This is a genomic window from Pseudomonas sp. WS 5021 (genome assembly GCF_012985535.1).
Lineage (GTDB): Bacteria > Pseudomonadota > Gammaproteobacteria > Pseudomonadales > Pseudomonadaceae > Aquipseudomonas.
The window spans coordinates 391,472-409,234 of the sequence record NZ_JAAQWP010000002.1; the positions used below are offsets into that span (position 1 = coordinate 391,472).

The following is a 17,763-nucleotide window of genomic DNA, read 5'->3' on the forward strand; positions in this document are numbered from 1 at the left end:
GTCAGCCGCGATATTGCCCAGGCGTGGCGGCCAGGTGTTGCTTGAACGTGCGCTGGAAGTGCGCCTGGTCGGCAAAGCCTGCGGCCAGTGCCACATCGGCAATCAACTGGCCGTTGCGCAGTTGGTTGCGGGCAAACTGGATCCGCTGGTTGACCAGGAATGCATGGGGTGTCATCCCGTAAGACTGCTTGAACGCACGGATCAGGTACGACGGCGACAGCTGCGCGGCCTGGCAGATCTCGTCGAGTTTCAGCGCCTCGGTGCAATGTTCGCGGATGTACTCGGCGGCGCGTTCGAGCTTGTGATTGACCTCCCGTAGCCGCGTCGCAGCGGGGTTCAGGCGCAGCTGTACCTCCGTGAAAAAACTCACCACGGCACTGTGTTTGTGCAGCTGTTCGGCGTGCTCGTCGGTCAGCACGGCGTACAGCTCAAGCAGGCCGGCAAACAGCAGCGGGTCATCGGTATGGGTGGTGCTGAAGCGGCGAAAGTCCAAGTCGCAGGCAAACCCCAACTGGTGTTGCAGGTCGGTCAGCCAGGGTGTGTCGATATAAAGCATGTGATACGACCAGGGCTGGTCGTCGACGGGATTGCAGGCGTGCACGTCGCCGGGGTTCATCAGCACCACGGTGCCGGTATGGATTTGGAACGTGTCCGGGCCATGGATATACAGGCTCTGCCCGGCGGTGATCGCACCAATCGAGAAATGATCGTGGGCATGCCGGGTGTAGCAGACCTTGCGCCCGTCATCGATAGTGCGCGCCTCGATAAACGGCAGGCTGGCATCACGCCAGAAGCGCGGGGCGGCCAGGTCGGGCAGCGACATGATGCAATCTCCGAAGATCTTGTAGGAGCCCGATGATTGCACATAAATACAGCGCCGACCTTATGTAGGATCCGGTTTGCCTGCGATGGCGGTGGTTCAGTCGGGGGATTTGGCGACTGCTCTACCGCCATCGCGGGCAAGCCAGCTCCTACATTTTTAGGGGGCGTATCCAGGGCTTAGAAGTCCCAGCGCGTCGCCAGTTGCAGGCTGCGCGGCTCGCCGTAGAAGCCGGTGCCGAAGTTGCCCAGGCCGGTGTAGTACTTTTTATCCAGGGCATTTTTCACGTTCAAGGTGGCACTCAGGTGCTCGTTGAAGCGATAGCGCGCCATCAGGTCTACCAGGTAGTAGCTGTCCTGGGTGATGCGTGTGTATTGGCCGAAGTTGACCGTGTCATTCGGGTTGGGCTGGAACACATTGCCGAAGAACTCGCTCTGCCAGTTGACCCCGGCACCGAGCGTCACCTTGTCCAGCGCGCCAGGCAGGCGGTAGGTGTTGAACAGGCGCACCACTTGTTGCGGCGTGGTGGTTTGCAGCACCGAGCTGTAGACGTAATCGTCGTTGGCATCGCGGGTGTGCTGGTAGGTGTAGCCGGCCGAGACATTCCAGCCGTCCAGCACTTCGCCGGCCAGTTCCACTTCAAAGCCCTTGGTGGTGGCACCGGCAATCGGGCGATAGATCGAGTCGCTTTCAAAGCCCGAGACGTATTGCGCGACATTGTCCTGTTCGATGCGGAACGCGGCGAAGCTGGCATTCAGGCGGCCATCGAAAAAGGCCGCCTTGAGCCCGGCTTCGTAGGTGTCGCCTTCAATTGCGTCGAGCAACTTGCGATCGGCGTCCTTGCTGTTCTGTGGCCGGTAGATCTTGGTGTAGCTGCTGTACACCGACCAGATATCGTTGAGGTCGTAGACCACTCCGGCGTAGGGCGTCACCACCCCGGTTTGCTTGTAGCTGCTGCGGGCATCGGCGGTCGTTGCAGCGTAGAAGTCGGTGGTGTCGGTGTTGCTGAAATTGCTTACGCGGGTACCCAGGATCACCGACAGGTCATCGGTAGGTTTGAGGCGGGTCGCCAGGTAGGCGCCGGTCTGGCGTTGCACAATATCGTTCTGGCCGCTGCGCGGGATGTCCGGCTTGGCGTATTCGCCACGCCAGTCATAGATGCTGCCGCCCACTGGTGGGTAGATCGAGCCGTAGACCGGCACATCCTGTTTTGAACGGGTCGCCATAAAACCCATGATCAACTCATGCTCGCGGCCAAACAGGCTGAACGGGCCGTTGAGGTTGACGTCGAGGGTGTTCTGCACCTGGTCGCCCTTGTACTTGCCCATGAACATGTACATGCCTTCGCCGGTAACCTGGTCCGGGTTGCCACCGCTGGCGGAGGCGAGCAGGGTGTCGTGCTGGCTGCGCTTGCGGTCCAGGCTGACTTTGAGCGACCAGTCGTTGGCCAGCTTTTGCTGGACCGAGGCGAAGATCGTCTGGTTCTGGAAGTCGCGGCGGCTCCAGTCGGCAGCCGGGTTGAACGAGCGCGAGAAATTCGTGCGATTGCCATTGCTGAAATACATCGGGAACCCGGTCCAGCTGGCGCCACGGGAGCGGGTATCCTGCTGGTCGATGCCGAAGGTCAGCAGGGTGTCGGGGGTCAGATCGGCTTCGAGGATGCCGTAGGCAATGTCCTTGGTGTGCTGGTAGTGGTCCAGGTACGACGAGCGATCCTGGTAAACCCCGACAAAGCGCCCGCGCACATTGCCCGACTCGGTCAGCGGCCCGGAGATATCGCCTTCGGTGCGGTAGTTGTCCCAGGAACCCACGGTGCCGGTGACCGAGGCCTTGAAGTCCTTGGTGGGCTTTTTGCGGATCAGGTTGACCGTGGCCGAAGGGTCGCCCGAGCCGCTCATCAGGCCCGATGAGCCCTTGATGATTTCCAGGTGGTCGTACACCGCCATGTCGGTACTGGTGGTGCCGTAGTCGTACACGCCGTCATAGGTGGAGTTGACGCCGTCGTACTGGAAGTTGGTGATCGGCAGGCCGCGGCTGGAGAACTCCCAGCGCTCGCTGTCGTAGTTCTGCACGCTGACGCCAGGGGCGCGGCGCAGGGTGTCGGCGATGTTGTTGGAACCCTGGTCATCCATCTGCTGGCGGGTGATCACGGTGACCGACTGCGGTGTCTCGCGGATCGACAGCGGCAGGCCGGTGGCCGAGGCCATCGAGCCGGTGGTGTAGGAATGGCTGTCTTCGGTGGTGGCACCCAGGGCCACGCCGGAGATGGTGGTGGCGCCCAGCTCCAGTTCGCCGGTATTGAGCGGCGCCAGTTCCAGCACATAGCCATTCTCGCCCTGGGGCTGGGCCTGCAAACCGCTGCCTTGCAATAACCGCTGCAACCCGGCGGCCGGGGTGTAGCTGCCACTGAGTCCAGGGCTGGTCTTTCCGGCTGCCAGGCTGTTGTGGCCGGCGATAAACACCCCGGACTGCTCGGCAAAGCGATTCAGCACGCTGACCAGCGACCCAGCGCCGATGTTGTAGCTGCGCGTGGTTTGCTGGGTAGACGGCGTTTCCACCGCCTGCACATTGAGCGGGCCCAGGCAGAGCAGGGTCGCGGTGATGGCCAGCGCCAGGGGGCGCAGCGTGAAAGCAGCGGGTTGCGGCATGGAAGGTTCCCTACGGATTCGGCGAATGTGAAAGCGTCTGCTGGGTTAACCGAACGAACGTCGAAAAGGGGAACTGCGGGAGTGAAAAAATGTTGCCCCGATCAATCTTTTGTAGGAAGCGGCAAGCCAGCTCCTACAGGGCGGTGTGTCTGGGGCCTACGTTGACCCACCACGGCAGCACTCTGTCTACCTGGATCGGCAACGCCGCCTCCAGCAGCCGCAACGCATGCTCGCTGTCCTTGAGCGGGAAGGAGCCCATCACTGGCAGGTGGGCCACGGCCGGATCACAACCCAGGTGGCCGGGCCGGTAGCGGTTCAGTTCGCCAATCAATTGGCCCAGGGGCAGGTTGTCGGCCAGCAGCACACCCCGGCTCCACGCCTCGCGGGTGGCGGATGCCGCGACCGTACTGCGGATCGTGCGCCGATCGAACACCGCCTGTTGCCCGGTCTCGATAATGCGCACCTGCTGGCTATCGGCGGTGCGCACTTCTACCCGGCCGTCGAAGACATTCAGGTGGGTGCCGTCCTCGCCTTGCAACACACTGAAGCGGGTGCCCAGGGCGCGCAGGCGGCCGTGCTCGGTGTCGACCAGGAACGGGCGCTGGAGGTCCTTGGCGGTGTCGATCAGCACTTCGCCAAAACGCAGTTGCAGCAGGCGCTGCCGGGCGTCGAACCGCACGTCCATGGCGCTCAGGGCGTTGAGCCAGATATGGGTGCCGTCGGTGAGCACGGCATCGCGGATCTCGCCGCTGGCCGTGGCGTAGTCGGCGCTCCAGCCGCCGACCACCCGGGGCAGGGCGGTGCTGCGCCAGGTGCCCCAGGCCAATGCTGAACCTGCGCCCAGCACCAGTAGTGTCTTGAGGGTTTGCCGCCGGCTGCTGCGCAGCGCGCGGCCAGCGCCGATGGGTTCGTCGGTCAGGGGCGCGAAGCGTTGGCTGACGCGCTCGACGTAACGCCAGGCGGCCTGATGCTCGGGGTTCTGCCCCAGCCATGTTTGCCAATGCTGCTGCGCCTGGGTGTCGCCTTGCGGGTCTTGCAGGCGCACATACCATTGGGCTGCCTGCTGCAGGCTGGCGTGGCTGAGTTTTGCGCTGGAGTTCATTCCACCAGCAACCCGTCGAGTTCGGCTTCCAGCACCGCACAGTGCAACAGCGCCTGGGCCATGTATTTTTTCACCATGCGCTCACAGACCCCCAGTTGCACGGCGATTTGCTTGTAGGTCAGGCCATGCAGTTGCGCCAGCAGGAAGGCGTCGCTGACCTTGCGCGGCAGGCGCGCGAGCATGGCATCTACTTCGTACAGGGTTTCGACGATGATCGCCCGCTGTTCCGGCGATGGCTGCACCGCTTGCGGGCGCTCGGCGAGGCTTTGCAGCCAGGCCTGTTCCAGTTGACGGCGGCGCCAATGGTCGATGCACAGGCCTCGGGCGATGGTTGCCAGGTAGGAGCGCTCACGCACGGCGTCGGCCTGGTCGGGTGGGCGCTTGAGGACGCGGATAAAGGTGTCTTGCGCCAGATCGGCGGCATCCCAGCGATTGCTCAGGCGCCGGCGCAACAGGCCGAGCAGCCAGGAGTGGTGGCTGCCGTAGAGCTGACTGAATGGCGTGGGGGAAGTCGACACAATATCCAACCGGCGCTGATGCCATGACGTGAATAGGAATTGGTCGCGATTAAAGCAAAGGCCTGCGGCCAGCGCAAATGATATTGGTTTGCTTTTGCGAAAGAGATTGCCTGCAGATCTGCACAGATCAAATTGATGCCGAGCGCCAAAAACTCGCGCTTTAATCTGAGATAAATGACTTCAGATTTTTTTGCACCCATTGCAACAGAATATCAAAACAGGCCGGCAGGCTCGGCCTGAATATCCCAGCTAAAGATCAGAACCTCCTTTGCATCACTCCCCGCACCACCCCCCGACCGTGTACTTGATATCGGTACTCTCCATGTGAAAGCCGGCAAATACCCTGCGAATGTCAGGATGATCATTGAGGCTAATAATGGCCTCATACTGTTCCAGACCGAAAGGAACACCCTAGCCCCGCGTCTGCCAGTACGGAGGGTCGCAGTAGAACAGCGTATGTTCACGGTCACACTTCTTCATTACCTCCTGCCAGCCAAGATGCGCTGCTGATAGAGTCTCCTCGCTCCGTAGCAAGTTCAGTCCTGGTGACGTGGTAGTCGCCGTACCGTAGGTCTGACCATCAACGCGGCCCCCGAGGGCAGACTGCTGTAGGTAATAGAATCTGGCGGCCCGCTGGATATCAGTCAGCGTTCCCGGTCTGGTTATTTGCAACCACTTAAACACCTGGCGGCTCGACAAAGCCTACTTGAACTGCCTGACAAACTCTTCCAGTTGGTTCTGTACAACTCGGTAAAGGTTGATTAGATCGCCGTTAACGTCATTTAGCACTTCGACGTCTGCCGGTACCGGCCGTAGGAAGAACAGTGCGCTGGCTGGAAGTGATGCGCACAGCCTGGGCCAATGAGTGGCCCAGGGCGTTTAAACGAGTTTAAAGAGTGTTGATATTTCTTAGAAAACTGCCGGTTAAAGGTGACTAAATTTTCCGTAATGAATTAGGTATAGCGCCTAAAGGTCCATCTGTGATGATAAAGCTCACTCGATCTCCTACCTTAAAGTAACTACTGCGCAAGCTAGGCCAGGGTGATATAGAGCCTTCCACAGTGGGCCGTCCTAAATCGGACTTTGTAATAACACTCGGTTCTTCTGGTAAAGGAAATGGATCTATAGCGTCGCCATCAAAATCCTCCGGTCCATAGTTGGAACCTATATCGAAAATCACATCTTTACTTCCTCCATCGGGTTTTACGAGCGCAGACTTCGTAGGAGGTTTTTCTGGCTCTCCCCAAACTATAGCTATCTGAGGGTAGTCACCAATTGATGTAATGACGCCAGTGTAATTAGTCGTTGTAGTAGGCTTTGCCATGCTCGCTCTCCTTGCCAAAACTGGATTCGTGAGTATTGCCTGCAAAAATGAGGCACTGCAGGAGAGATGACACAACACTAATGGAAAGCCGGCTACTGTCAAAATTGACAGGCCAGGCTGTTATTTTGAGCAAATTCCCTACCATTCGTCTCTTTCAGCGTTGGTCTGGCTGGCCAGCTCGGCGGCAATGCTGCGCATCAGCAGCTCCGGCAGGCGGGGGCTATTGAGTTCGACAGTGATCATTGCAGTCTCCTAGGCGGCCTCTTGTTTGCGTTTGAACATGTCCGCCAACCCGGTACCAGGGGCATGGTTAAAGCCTGGGTCCGTGCGGAACGTGATGGGTTTTCCTGCCGCGTCGGTGGTGCGCACCAGCGTCACCTGGGCGGTTCTGATTTCGCCCGTGCGTTTGTCGGTGCCGGTCTCGACGGTTTGGCGGCGGCCTCGTTACGTAGCGTGGTCATTTTCATTGCACTGGCTGCAACTCTATTTCAGAACTCCGCTCACCACGGACCGTTTTATCCCGGAGTGTCCCAGGTTTATCTCACACCACCCCTGGTATTTATCTCAGTCCTAAACATCAAATGTGGGAGGCAGCGGTGGATCCCGCCCCCCAGCATCAAGCCAGATCAGATACGCGAAGTTGGCACCAGGAACGCGGCCTCCAGCAGCTGCCGGGTATAGGCGTGCTGCGGATCGGCGAAGATCGTCTTGGCATCCCCCTGTTCCACCACCTGGCCCTGCTTGACCACCATCAACTGATGGCTCAGGGCCTTGACCACCGCCAGGTCGTGGCTGATGAACAGGTAGGTCAGGTTGTACTTGGCTTGCAGGTTGCGCAGCAGTTCCACCACCTGGCGCTGTACCGTGCGGTCCAGGGCCGAGGTCGGTTCGTCCAGCAGGATCAGGCGTGGCTTGAGCACCAGGGCGCGGGCGATGGCGATGCGTTGGCGTTGGCCGCCGGAGAATTCGTGGGGGTAACGGTGGCGGGTCTGCGGGTCCAGCCCCACTTCCTCGAGCGCCGCGATAATCGCCGCTTCCTGTTCGCCAGCGGTGCCGATCTTATGGATGCGCAAGCCTTCGCCGACGATCTCGCTGACGCACATGCGTGGGCTCAGGCTGCCAAACGGGTCCTGGAACACCACCTGCATTTCCCGGCGCAATGGCCGTACCTGTTGTTGGGTTAGTTGGTCCAGTTGCTGGCCTTCAAAACGGATCCCGCCCTTGCTGCCGATCAGCCGCAGGATCGCCAGGCCGAGGGTGGATTTGCCCGAGCCGCTTTCACCGACAATGCCCAGGGTCTGGCCCTGGGGCAGGCTGAAGTGGATACCGTCCACGGCCTTGACGTAGTCGACGGTGTTGCGCAAAAAGCCTTTTTTGATCGGGAACCAGACCTTGAGGTCGTCGACTTCCAGCAGCGGCGGGCCAATCGCATTGGTCGCCGGCCCGCCACTGGGCTCGGCGGCCAGCAGTTCCTGGGTGTAAGGGTGCTGCGGGGAGCGGAACAGCGCCTCACAGGACGCCTGCTCGACAATGCAACCGCGCTGCATCACACACACGCGGTGGGCAATGCGCCGCACCAGGTTCAAGTCATGGCTGATCAGCAGCAGCGCCATGCCCAGGCGCGCCTGCAACTCCTTGAGCAGTTCGAGGATCTTCAACTGCACGGTCACGTCCAGGGCGGTGGTCGGCTCGTCGGCGATCAGCAGTTCCGGCTCGTTGGCCAGGGCCATGGCGATCATCACCCGCTGGCGCTGGCCGCCAGACAACTCATGGGGCAGGGCCTTGAGGCGCTTGTGCGGTTCGGGGATGCCCACCAGGTCGAGCAATTCCAGGGTGCGCAGGGTTGCGGCCTTGCCGGTCATGCCCTTGTGCAGGCCCAGTACTTCGTTGATCTGCTTTTCGATGGAGTGCAGTGGGTTCAGCGAGGTCATCGGCTCCTGGAAGATCATCGCAATGCGGTTGCCGCGAATCTGGCGCAAGGGCTTTTCTTTCAGGGTCAGCAGATCCTGCCCGGCATACTCGATGGTGCCGGATGGATGCCGCGCCAGGGGGTAGGGCAACAGGCGCAGGATCGAGTGGGCGGTCACCGATTTGCCGGAACCGCTTTCGCCGACCAGGGCCAGGGTTTCACCACGGCGAATATCGAAGCTGATGTTTTCCACCACGCGCTGATGCTGCTCGCCGGTGACGAACTCGACGCTGAGGTCGCGGACTTCGATCAGATTGTCCTGATTCATCTCATTTCCTCGGGTCGAAGGCATCGCGAGCGGACTCGCCGATAAACACCAGCAAACTCAACATGATCGCCAGCACCGCAAAGGCGCTGATGCCCAGCCATGGCGCCTGCAGGTTGGATTTGCCCTGGGCCACCAACTCGCCCAGGGATGGCGAGCCGGCGGGCAGGCCGAAGCCCAGGAAGTCCAGGGCAGTCAGGGTGCCAATCGCGCCGGTGAGGATGAAAGGCATGAAGGTCATGGTCGAGACCATGGCGTTGGGCAGGATATGGCGGAACATGATCGCGCCGTTCTGCATGCCCAGGGCCCGGGCCGCGCGCACGTATTCCAGGTTGCGCCCGCGCAGGAACTCGGCGCGCACCACGTCCACCAGGCTCATCCAGGAAAACAGCAGCATGATCCCCAGCAGCCACCAGAAGTTCGGCTGCACGAAGCTGGCAAGGATGATCAGCAGGTACAGCACCGGCAGCCCCGACCAGATTTCCAGGAAGCGCTGGCCGGCCAGGTCGACCCAGCCGCCATAGAACCCCTGCAAGGCCCCGGCCGCCACGCCGATGATCGAACTCAATACCGTGAGGGTCAGGGCAAACAGCACCGAGACCCGAAAGCCATAGATCACCCGTGCGAGCACGTCGCGGCCCTGGTCGTCGGTGCCCAGCAGGTTGTCGGCCGACGGCGGGGCCGGGGCCGGGACTTTCAGGTCGTAATTGATGCTCTGGTAGCTGTAGGGGATCGGCGCCCAGAGCGTCCAGGCATCCTTGGCCTTGAGCAGTTCGCGGATGTACGGGCTTTTGTAGTTGGCTTCCAGGGGGAATTCGCCGCCGAAGGTGGTTTCTGGGTAGCGCTTGAGCGCCGGGAAGTACCAGTCGCCGTCGTAATGCACGGCCAGCGGCTTGTCGTTGGCGATCAACTCGGCTCCCAGGCTCAGGCCAAACAGGATCAGGAACAGCCACAGCGACCACCAGCCGCGTTTGTTGGCCTTGAAGCGTTCGAAGCGGCGGCGATTGAGGGGGGATAGATTCATCTCAATGCTCCCGGCTTTCGAAGTCGATGCGTGGGTCGACCAGGGTGTAGGTCAAATCGCCAATCAGTTTCACCACCAGGCCTAGCAGGGTGAAGATAAACAGGGTGCCGAACACCACCGGGTAATCGCGATTGATCGCCGCTTCAAAACTCATCAGGCCCAGGCCGTCGAGGGAGAAAATCACCTCCACCAGCAGCGAACCGGTAAAGAAGATGCCGATAAAGGCCGAAGGGAACCCGGCGATCACCAGCAGCATGGCGTTGCGGAACACGTGGCCGTAGAGCACGCGGTGATTGGTCAGGCCCTTGGCCTTGGCGGTGATTACGTACTGTTTGTTGATTTCGTCGAGAAAGCTGTTCTTGGTCAGCAGGGTCATGGTGGCGAAGTTACCGATCACCAGAGCCGTGACCGGTAGCGCCAGGTGCCAGAAGTAGTCGAGGATCTTGGCGCCCCAGCTCAGCTCCTCGAAGTTGTTGGACGTCAGCCCGCGTAGCGGAAACCAGTCGAAATAGCTGCCACCGGCAAACACCACGATCAACAGGATGGCAAACAGGAACGCCGGGATCGCATAGCCGACGATGATGGCCGAACTGGTCCATACGTCAAAATGGCTGCCATGGCGGGTGGCCTTGGCGATCCCCAGGGGGATCGATACCAGGTACATGATCAGGGTGCTCCACAGCCCGAGGGAGATGGACACCGGCATCTTCTCCTTGATCAGGTCGATGACCTTGGCATCGCGAAAGAAGCTGTCGCCAAAATCCAGCTGGGCGTAGTTCTTGACCATGATCCACAAGCGTTCCGGCGCCGACTTGTCGAAGCCGTACATCTTTTCGATTTCCTTGATCAGCGTCGGGTCCAGGCCCTGGGCCCCCCGGTAGCTGGAGCCGGCCACCGACACTTCGGCACCGCCACCGGCGATGCGGCTGGTGGCGCCTTCAAAGCCTTCGAGCTTGGCGATCATTTGCTCCACCGGGCCGCCGGGCGCGGCCTGGATGATGACAAAGTTGATCAGCAAAATGCCAAACAGCGTCGGGATGATCAGTAGCAACCTGCGAAAAATATAAGCCAGCATGTCAGTCGCCTCCGCTCGCCGGGTCGGCGCTGGTGTCGGTGGGTGGCGTTGTGGCCGGCGGTGTGTCGGGTTTGATCCACCAGGTGTTGATGCCTACGTCGTAGCGCGGCGGGACCTTGGGGTGGCCGAGGTGATTCCAATAGGCCACGCGGTAGGTTTTGATATGCCAGTTGGGGATCACGTAGTAGCCAAACTGCAGTACCCGATCCAGGGCCTTGGCGTGGGCCACCAGGCTGTTGCGTGAGTCGGCGTTGATCAACTGTTCCACCAATTCGTCGATGGCCGGGTCCTTGAGGCCGATGTAGTTGCGGCTGCCGGGGTTGTCGGCACTGCCCGATTGCCAGAATTCACGCTGCTCGTTACCCGGTGACGAGGACTGTGGGAAGCTGCCGACCATCATGTCGAAATCCCGCGAGCGCACGCGGTTGACGTACTGCGAGACATCGACCCGGCGGATCACCAGCTCGATGCCCAGGTCTGCCAGGTTACGCTTGAAGGGCAGCAGGACGCGCTCGAAGTCGGTCTGGAACAGCATGAACTCGATGCTCACCGGCTTGCCGGTGGTGTCGACCATCTTGTCGTCAACGATGCGCCAGCCGGCTTCCTGCAACAGTTGGTAGGCTTCGCGCTGCTGGGTGCGGATCATGCCGCTGGCATCGGTTTTCGGTGGAGCGAAGGCCTGGGTGAAGGCTTGCGGCGGGATCCTGCCGCGCAGCGGTTCGAGAATCGCCAGCTCGGCCGGGCCCGGCAGGCCGGTGGCGGCCATGTCCGAGTTTTCGAAATAGCTGCGGGTGCGGGTGTAGGCGCCGTTGAACAGTTGCTTGTTGGTCCATTCAAAGTCCATCAACAGGCTGATGGCCTTGCGCACCCGCACGTCCTGGAACATTGGCTTGCGGATATTGAACACAAAACCCTGCATCCCGGTGGGATTGCCGTTGGGCAGTTCTTCCTTGATCAGCCGGCCCTCGGCCACGGCCGGGACATTGTAGGCATTGGCCCAGTTTTTGGCCGTCATTTCCTGCCAGTAATCGAACTGCCCAGCCTTGAGCGCCTCCAGGGCCACGGTGTTATCGCGGTAGTAATCGCTGATGCGGTAATCGAAGTTGTACAGGCCCTTGTTGATCGGCAGGTCCTTGCCCCAGTAGTCCTTGACCCGCTCGTAGCGGATCGAGCGCCCCGGCTTGACCTCGGCCACTTTGTACGGCCCGCTGCCCAGCGGGACCTCCAGGCTGCTCTTGGCAAAATCACGGCCGGCCCACCAGTGCTTGGGCAGCACCGGCAACTGGCCAAGGATCAACGGCAGCTCACGGTTGCTGGTGTGCTTGAACTTGAACAACACCCGCAGCGGGTCTTCGGCCACCACTTCGGCGACGTCGGCGTAGTAGGTGCGGTAGATCGGCGTGCCTTGCTTGATCAGGGTTTCAAAGGTGAACACCACATCTTCGGCACGTACTGGATGGCCATCGTGGAAGCGCGCTTCGGGCCGCAGGTAAAAACGCACCCAGCTGTTATCCGGAGCTTTTTCGATCTTGCCGGCGATCAGGCCATATTCGGTGATGGGTTCGTCCAGGCCCTGCTGGGCCAGGGTGTCGTAGACCAGGGTGATGTTATCGGCCGGCACGCCCTTGCTGATAAACGGGTTGAGGCTGTCGAAGCTGCCCATGGCCGACTCACGGAAGGTGCCGCCCTTGGGCGCGTCCGGGTTGACGTAGTCGACGTGCTTGAAGTTGGCCGGATACTTGGGCGGCTCGTCGTACAGGGTCAAGGCATGTTGAGGGGCAGCAACAGCCTGGGTGCACAACAACAGGCCACTGATAATCGCAGTACGCAAAGCCATCATTGGGGTTTCTCCGATGCTTTCAGCCACCACGCGCTCAGGCCCAGGCTGTAGGGCGGCGTGGTCACGAAGGCGAACCGGTTACGGTACGCCAGGCGATGATAGTTGAGATACCAATTGGGAATACTGTAGTGCTGCCACAATAGGACCCGATCCAGGGCCCGGCCGGCGGCGACTTGCTGGTCGCGGGTTTGGGCGGCGAGCAACTGCTCGAGCAGGTGATCGACCACTGGGTTGGCGATGCCCGCGTAGTTCTTGCTGCCCTTGATCCCGGCCTGGCTGGAGTGGAAGTACTGCCACTGCTCAAGGCCGGGGCTGAGGGTCTGGTTGAGGGTCATCAGGATCATGTCGAAGTCGAACTGGTCGAGGCGCTGCTTGTACTGCGCACGGTCCACGGTGCGCAAGCGCGCATCGACGCCAATACTGCGCAGGTTTTCCACATACGGTTGCAGGATGCGCTCCAGGTTCGGGTTGACCAGCAGGATTTCAAACCGCAGCGGCTGCCCATCGCTGTTGAGCAGGCGTTGCCCGGAAAGTTTCCAGCCACCTTCGGCCAGTAGGCCGAGGGCACGGCGCAAGGTTTCCCGGGGGATGCCGCGCCCCTCCGTCTGCGGCAGGCTGAAGGCCTGGGTAAACAGATTGGCCGGCAGTTGCTCGCGGTAGGGCGAAAGCATCAGCCATTCATGGCCCACCGGCAGGCCGCTGGCGGAGAATTCGCTGTTGGGGTAGTAGCTCAGGGTGCGTTTATAGGCGCCGCTGAATAGGGTGCGGTTGGTCCACTCGAAATCGAACATCAGCCCCAGCGCTTCGCGCACCTTGGCCTGGCTGAAAGTGGCGCGCCGGCTGTTCATGAACAGGCCCTGGCTCTGGGTCGGGATCTGGTGGGCAATTTGCGCCTTGATCACTTCGCCGCGATTGACTGCCGGGAAGTTGTAGCCATTGGCCCAGTTCTTGGCCTGGTGTTCGATGTAAATGTCGAACTCGCCGGCTTTGAATGCCTCGAAGGCCACGTCGCTGTCACGGTAGAACTCCACCTCGACCTTGTCGTAGTTGTAGAACCCGCGATTGACCGGCAGGTCCTTGCCCCAATAGTCCTTGACCCGCTCGAACACCAATTGCCGGCCCGGTTGGACCTGGCTGATCCGGTAGGGCCCGCTGCCTAGCGGCGGCTCGAAGGTGGTGGCCTTGAAGTCGCGGTTTTTCCAGTAATGCTGGGGCAGCACCGGCAACTCGCCCAGGCGCAGGATCAGCAACGGGTTGCCGGCGCGCTTGAACACGAATCGAATGCGGTGGGGGTTGAGTACATCCACCCGGGCCACTTCCTGCAGGTTGGTGCGGTATTGCGGATGGCCTTCGGTCAGCAGCGTGCGGTAGGAAAACGCCACGTCGTCGGCGGTAATGGGCTTGCCGTCATGGAAACGCGCTTGCGGGCGCAGGTTGAACACCACCCAACTGCGGTCTTCGCTGTATTCCACCGATCGGGCAATCAGGCCGTAGCTGGACGTGGGCTCGTCGCCGGACGGCGCGTACTGGCCGGTGCCAACCATCAGCGGCTCGTTGAGCTCATTGACCCCGTATTGCAGGAAATTGGCGGTGGAGACCGGGCTTGAGCCCTTGAAAGTATAGGGGTTGAGGGTGTCAAACGTGCCAAAGGCCATGACCCGCAAGGTGCCGCCCTTGGGCGCTGCGGGGTTTACCCAATCGAAGTGGGTGAATTTGGCCGGGTACTTGAGCGTACCGAACTGCGCATAACCGTGGTTTTCGGTAATGGTCGCATTCGCGCAAAAGCTCAAGGCCAGACTTATTAGTAGAAGGAGGGGACGCTTCAAGTCAGAGATCCGATCCGGGCGGCTTGGGCTTTATGATCGGTACAGTAACAGCTTGTTCCACTTGGAAAAAGACTGTTGAAAAGGCCATTTTCAGGCGCGGCGGGATCTTGAGCGGTGCATAGATCAAATGTGGGAGCTGGCTTGCCTGCGATGCACGCACTGCGGTGAATCAGTTACACCGCGTCGATGCAATCGCAGGCCAGCCAGCTCCCACACAAGCCTGCTTGCGCTTGGTTTATCTTGGTCCGGAGACCACCAGCATCTGCCCCGGCTTCAACGCCTGGCCAGTGCGAGGGTTCCAACGCTTGAGATGTTGCATCTCGACGTTGAAGCGCTTGGCAACCATGTACAGCGAGTCACCTTTCTTGACCTTGTACTGCACCGGCTTCTTGCCGCCAGCCTTGGCCACCAGCTTGCGGGTGTCCTGCATCACCAGGGTCTGGCCGACTTTCAAGGCCTGGCCATTGAGCTTGTTCCAACGCTGCAGGTCATGCACGTCGACCTTGTTGGCCTTGGCAATCAGCGTCAGGTTGTCGCCGCTCTTGACCTTGTAGCTGCGCGAACGGCCGGCCACGGCCTTGTGCTCGACTTCGTCAAACACTGGCTTTTTCGGGCGCAGGCTCAACAATTCCTCGGGGTTCATCGAGGACAGGCTACTGGCCAGCAATTGCGCCTTGGAGGTGGGCACCAGCAAATGCTGGGGGCCATCCAGGGTGGTGCGTTGCTTGAAGGCCGGGTTGAGCTGGAACAGTTCGTCTTCGTCGATCTCGGCCAGCGCGGCGACCCGGGACAGGTCCATGCTTTGCTTGACTTCAACCATCTCGAAGTACGGCGTGTTGGCAATCGGGTTCAGGTTGACGCCGTAGGCCTCAGGGGCCAGCACCACTTGGGACAGCGCCAGGAACTTGGGCACGTAGTCCTTGGTTTCCTGGGGCAGCGGCAGGTTCCAGTAGTCGGTGGGCAGGCCGAGTTTCTCGTTGCGCTCGATGGCCCGGCTGACCGTGCCTTCACCGGCGTTATAGGCCGCCAGTGCCAGCAGCCAGTCGCCGTTGAACATGTCATGCAGACGCGTCAGATAGTCCAGGGCCGCGGTGGTGGAGGCGGTGATATCGCGGCGGCCATCATAGGCGCGGGTCTGGCGCAGGTTGAAGTAGCGCCCGGTGGAGGGGATGAACTGCCACAGGCCGACCGCATCGCTGCGCGAATAGGCCATTGGGTTGTAGGCACTTTCAATCACTGGCAGCAGCGCCAGCTCCAGGGGCATGTTGCGTTCTTCAAGGCGTTCGACGATGTAGTGAATATAGAGGCTGCCGCGTTCGCCGGCGTTCTCCAGGAACGATGGGTTGCTGGCGAACCACAGGCGCTGTTGCTCGATACGCGGGTTGACGCCGACACCGTCCTGCAATTGAAACCCCTGGCGCATGCGCTCCCAGACATCCTGGGGCACCTGCGGGCTTGGCTTCTCTGAGAGCCACAGGGGTTTTTGCTTGATCTTGGCAGTAAAAACGGGTTTGGGTTGCACGGTGGATTGTGCAGCGAAATGAGTGGTTTGGCAGCCCGCCAGAGTTGCGGAAACGGCCACCGCAATGGCTTGAGCCAGGCGGGTCAATGCGTCTGAATGGTTGGATTTACGAATAGATGACGACATTGGCTGGAAGTTAGTTCCGGGCAAAAATGTCGGGCGATTCTAGAAAGCGCTTTGGTTCCGGTCAACCATTCAGAAATTTCGTATCAGAAGCTGTCTGCTTAGAACGTATCTTTCCAAGCCCGCAAGCTAGCAAACACCTCGCTCCCAGGGCGGTTGTCGCGGCCATTCCGCTCGTCCGCTTTTTGTTTAACGGATGTTTCCGCGGTACGTAAGAAAGGGTTAGTCAATTTTTCCAGGGCCAGGGTCGACGGTAAGGTCATCTTGCCGGCTGCCCGCAGTTCGCCGACTTTTGCTACACGTTCGGCGATATCTGCGTTATCCGGTTCCACGGCCTGGGCAAAGCGCAGGTTACTTTGTGTGTATTCGTGGGTGCAGTACACCAGCGTATCAACTGGCAGGGCGGCCAGGCGTTCCAGGGAGTTGTACATCTGTTCTGGCGTGCCCTCGAACAAACGCCCGCAGCCGGCGGCGAAAAGGGTGTCGCCGCAGAACAGCAAGCCGTGATGATAAAAGGCTATATGTCCCAAGGTGTGTCCGGGCACGGCGAACACATCGAGGTCCCAGCCCAGCACCTGGATACGGTCGTTATCGTTGAGCGCGACGTCACGGGCCGGGATCTTTTCGTTGGCCGGGCCATACACCGTGGCGCCCGAGACTTGCTTGAGCTGCTCCACACCGCCGACATGGTCGTGGTGATGGTGGGTCACCAGGATGTCACTGAGGGTCCAGCCTGGATACTGTTTAAGCCACGCCAGCACAGGCGCGGCGTCACCGGGATCGACCACCGCGCAGCGATGGCTGCGATGGTCTTGTAACAACCAGATGTAGTTATCGGTGAAGGCGGGCAGGGCACTGATCTGTATCATTCTTCTATTCGCCAAGCTGAACACATTGGTGCATCTTAGAACGTCTTGGCGAGTTGGAGAATGCAATGACTGATAAAGCGTTCGCCCAGGCCGATCCCGAGTGGCTGGCCTTGATCAGCGCAGCCCGTGAATGGCTGTCCGGGCCGATCGGGCAATTTCTGCTGGAACAAGAGCGGCTTATGCTCGAAGAAGAGCTGGAGCGCTTCTTTGGCGGCTACCTGGTGCACTACGGCCCTTCGGCCCAGAATCCGCCGCCTGCGCCCCAGGTGCAGCGCAATGTACGCCTGGGCGCGCCGTTGCCGGGGGTGGAGATTGTCTGCGAGGAACAGGCCTGGCCCCTGAGCGAGCATGCCGCCGATGTAGTGGTGATGCAGCATGGCCTGGATTTTTGCCTGTCGCCCCATGGCTTGCTGCGTGAAGCGGCGAGCGCCGTGCGCCCGGGCGGCCATTTATTGATCGTTGGTATCAACCCCTGGAGTTCATGGGGCCTGCGGCACGTCTTCGCCCATGATGCGCTGCGCCAGGCCCGCTGCATCTCGCCCTCGCGGGTCAGTGACTGGTTGAACCTGCTGGGCTTCGCGCTGGAGAAACGCCGCTTCGGGTGCTATCGTCCGCCGCTTGCCTCGCCCAAGTGGCAGGGCCGTTTGGCTGGCTGGGAGCGCCGGGCTGGGGCCTGGCAGTTGTCCGGCGGCGGTTTCTACCTGCTGGTGGCCCGCAAGATCGTGGTCGGGCTGCGGCCGGTGAGCCAGGTACGGCGCGAGCCCATGGGCAAGCTGGTGCCGATGCCCCTGGCCAAGGTCAACCGTCGCTCCAGCGAGCCATAAATCACTTTTCTGGA

The 17,763-nt window shown here is 60.7% G+C and carries 13 protein-coding genes and 1 pseudogene; 1 reads left to right on the forward strand and 13 read right to left on the reverse strand.

From position 1 onward, the window contains the following. Position 1: 1 nt before the first annotated feature. The 13 genes and pseudogenes from HBO19_RS08130 to gloB all read right to left on the reverse strand — a co-directional run bounded on the left by HBO19_RS08130 (position 2) and on the right by gloB (position 16,925). Positions 2-823 (reverse strand): AraC family transcriptional regulator, encoded by an 822-nt coding sequence (locus tag HBO19_RS08130; protein WP_170057246.1) that lies wholly within the window; start codon positions 821-823, stop codon positions 2-4. Positions 824-999: 176 nt separating this feature from the next. Beyond that, positions 1,000-3,468, reverse strand: a complete 2,469-nt coding sequence (locus tag HBO19_RS08135) for a TonB-dependent siderophore receptor (protein WP_170057247.1) — start codon at positions 3,466-3,468, stop codon at positions 1,000-1,002. 133 nt (positions 3,469-3,601) lie between these two features. Beyond that, on the reverse strand, positions 3,602-4,570 hold the full coding sequence (locus HBO19_RS08140; RefSeq protein ID WP_170057248.1) for a FecR domain-containing protein: 969 nt from the start codon (positions 4,568-4,570) through the stop codon (positions 3,602-3,604). After that, the gene (locus HBO19_RS08145; protein WP_169953240.1) at positions 4,567-5,097 is read right to left on the reverse strand and encodes a sigma-70 family RNA polymerase sigma factor; all 531 of its coding nucleotides are present in this window, start codon (positions 5,095-5,097) and stop codon (positions 4,567-4,569) included. The genes HBO19_RS08140 and HBO19_RS08145 overlap by 4 nt, the downstream gene beginning before the upstream one ends. A 203-nt stretch (positions 5,098-5,300) precedes the next feature. After that, a pseudogene (locus HBO19_RS28435) lies at positions 5,301-5,919 on the reverse strand (DNA adenine methylase); the annotation flags it as partial. A gap of 103 nt (positions 5,920-6,022) precedes the next feature. Next, a complete protein-coding gene (locus HBO19_RS08150) occupies positions 6,023-6,412 on the reverse strand; it encodes a hypothetical protein (protein ID WP_170057249.1) in 390 nt (129 codons plus the stop codon). A 626-nt stretch (positions 6,413-7,038) separates the two neighbouring features. Then, entirely contained in the window at positions 7,039-8,649 is a 1,611-nt protein-coding gene (locus HBO19_RS08155) for an ABC transporter ATP-binding protein (RefSeq protein ID WP_170057250.1), read from the reverse strand. A 1-nt stretch (position 8,650) separates the two neighbouring features. Then, on the reverse strand, positions 8,651-9,670 hold the full coding sequence (locus tag HBO19_RS08160) for an ABC transporter permease (RefSeq protein WP_029291368.1): 1,020 nt from the start codon (positions 9,668-9,670) through the stop codon (positions 8,651-8,653). A 1-nt stretch (position 9,671) separates the two neighbouring features. Next, complete coding sequence (locus HBO19_RS08165; RefSeq protein WP_169953246.1) at positions 9,672-10,745, reverse strand: microcin C ABC transporter permease YejB; 1,074 nt, start codon at positions 10,743-10,745, stop codon at positions 9,672-9,674. A 1-nt stretch (position 10,746) separates the two neighbouring features. Beyond that, positions 10,747-12,585, reverse strand: a complete 1,839-nt coding sequence (locus HBO19_RS08170; RefSeq protein ID WP_170057251.1) for an extracellular solute-binding protein — start codon at positions 12,583-12,585, stop codon at positions 10,747-10,749. Beyond that, positions 12,582-14,411, reverse strand: coding sequence for an extracellular solute-binding protein (locus HBO19_RS08175; RefSeq protein WP_170041305.1), 1,830 nt, complete (start codon positions 14,409-14,411; stop codon positions 12,582-12,584). Before HBO19_RS08175 ends, HBO19_RS08170 begins: the two co-directional genes overlap by 4 nt. A gap of 235 nt (positions 14,412-14,646) precedes the next feature. Continuing rightward, positions 14,647-16,059, reverse strand: coding sequence for a lytic transglycosylase domain-containing protein (locus HBO19_RS08180; protein WP_169953252.1), 1,413 nt, complete (start codon positions 16,057-16,059; stop codon positions 14,647-14,649). 98 nt (positions 16,060-16,157) lie between these two features. Further along, on the reverse strand, positions 16,158-16,925 hold the full coding sequence (gene gloB, locus HBO19_RS08185; protein WP_170057252.1) for a hydroxyacylglutathione hydrolase: 768 nt from the start codon (positions 16,923-16,925) through the stop codon (positions 16,158-16,160). 65 nt (positions 16,926-16,990) lie between these two features. Here gloB and HBO19_RS08190 point away from each other — a divergent pair, with 65 nt between their 5' ends. Then, positions 16,991-17,749, forward strand: coding sequence for a methyltransferase domain-containing protein (locus tag HBO19_RS08190; protein WP_169953256.1), 759 nt, complete (start codon positions 16,991-16,993; stop codon positions 17,747-17,749). The last annotated feature ends 14 nt before the right edge of the window (positions 17,750-17,763 follow it).

Excerpts from the sequence above, each read along its gene's own strand:
- HBO19_RS08165 (WP_169953246.1), bottom strand. The coding sequence starts at position 10,745 with ATGCTGGCTTATATTTTTCGCAGGTTGCTACTGATCATCCCGACGCTG.
- HBO19_RS08180 (WP_169953252.1), bottom strand. The coding sequence starts at position 16,059 with ATGTCGTCATCTATTCGTAAATCCAACCATTCAGACGCATTGACCCGC.
- HBO19_RS08130 (WP_170057246.1), bottom strand. The coding sequence starts at position 823 with ATGTCGCTGCCCGACCTGGCCGCCCCGCGCTTCTGGCGTGATGCCAGC.
- gloB (WP_170057252.1), bottom strand. The coding sequence starts at position 16,925 with ATGATACAGATCAGTGCCCTGCCCGCCTTCACCGATAACTACATCTGG.
- HBO19_RS08135 (WP_170057247.1), bottom strand. The coding sequence starts at position 3,468 with ATGCCGCAACCCGCTGCTTTCACGCTGCGCCCCCTGGCGCTGGCCATC.
- HBO19_RS08140 (WP_170057248.1), bottom strand. The coding sequence starts at position 4,570 with ATGAACTCCAGCGCAAAACTCAGCCACGCCAGCCTGCAGCAGGCAGCC.
- HBO19_RS08155 (WP_170057250.1), bottom strand. The coding sequence starts at position 8,649 with ATGAATCAGGACAATCTGATCGAAGTCCGCGACCTCAGCGTCGAGTTC.
- HBO19_RS08160 (WP_029291368.1), bottom strand. The coding sequence starts at position 9,670 with ATGAATCTATCCCCCCTCAATCGCCGCCGCTTCGAACGCTTCAAGGCC.
- HBO19_RS08150 (WP_170057249.1), bottom strand. The coding sequence starts at position 6,412 with ATGGCAAAGCCTACTACAACGACTAATTACACTGGCGTCATTACATCA.
- HBO19_RS08170 (WP_170057251.1), bottom strand. The coding sequence starts at position 12,585 with ATGATGGCTTTGCGTACTGCGATTATCAGTGGCCTGTTGTTGTGCACC.
- HBO19_RS08190 (WP_169953256.1), top strand. The coding sequence starts at position 16,991 with ATGACTGATAAAGCGTTCGCCCAGGCCGATCCCGAGTGGCTGGCCTTG.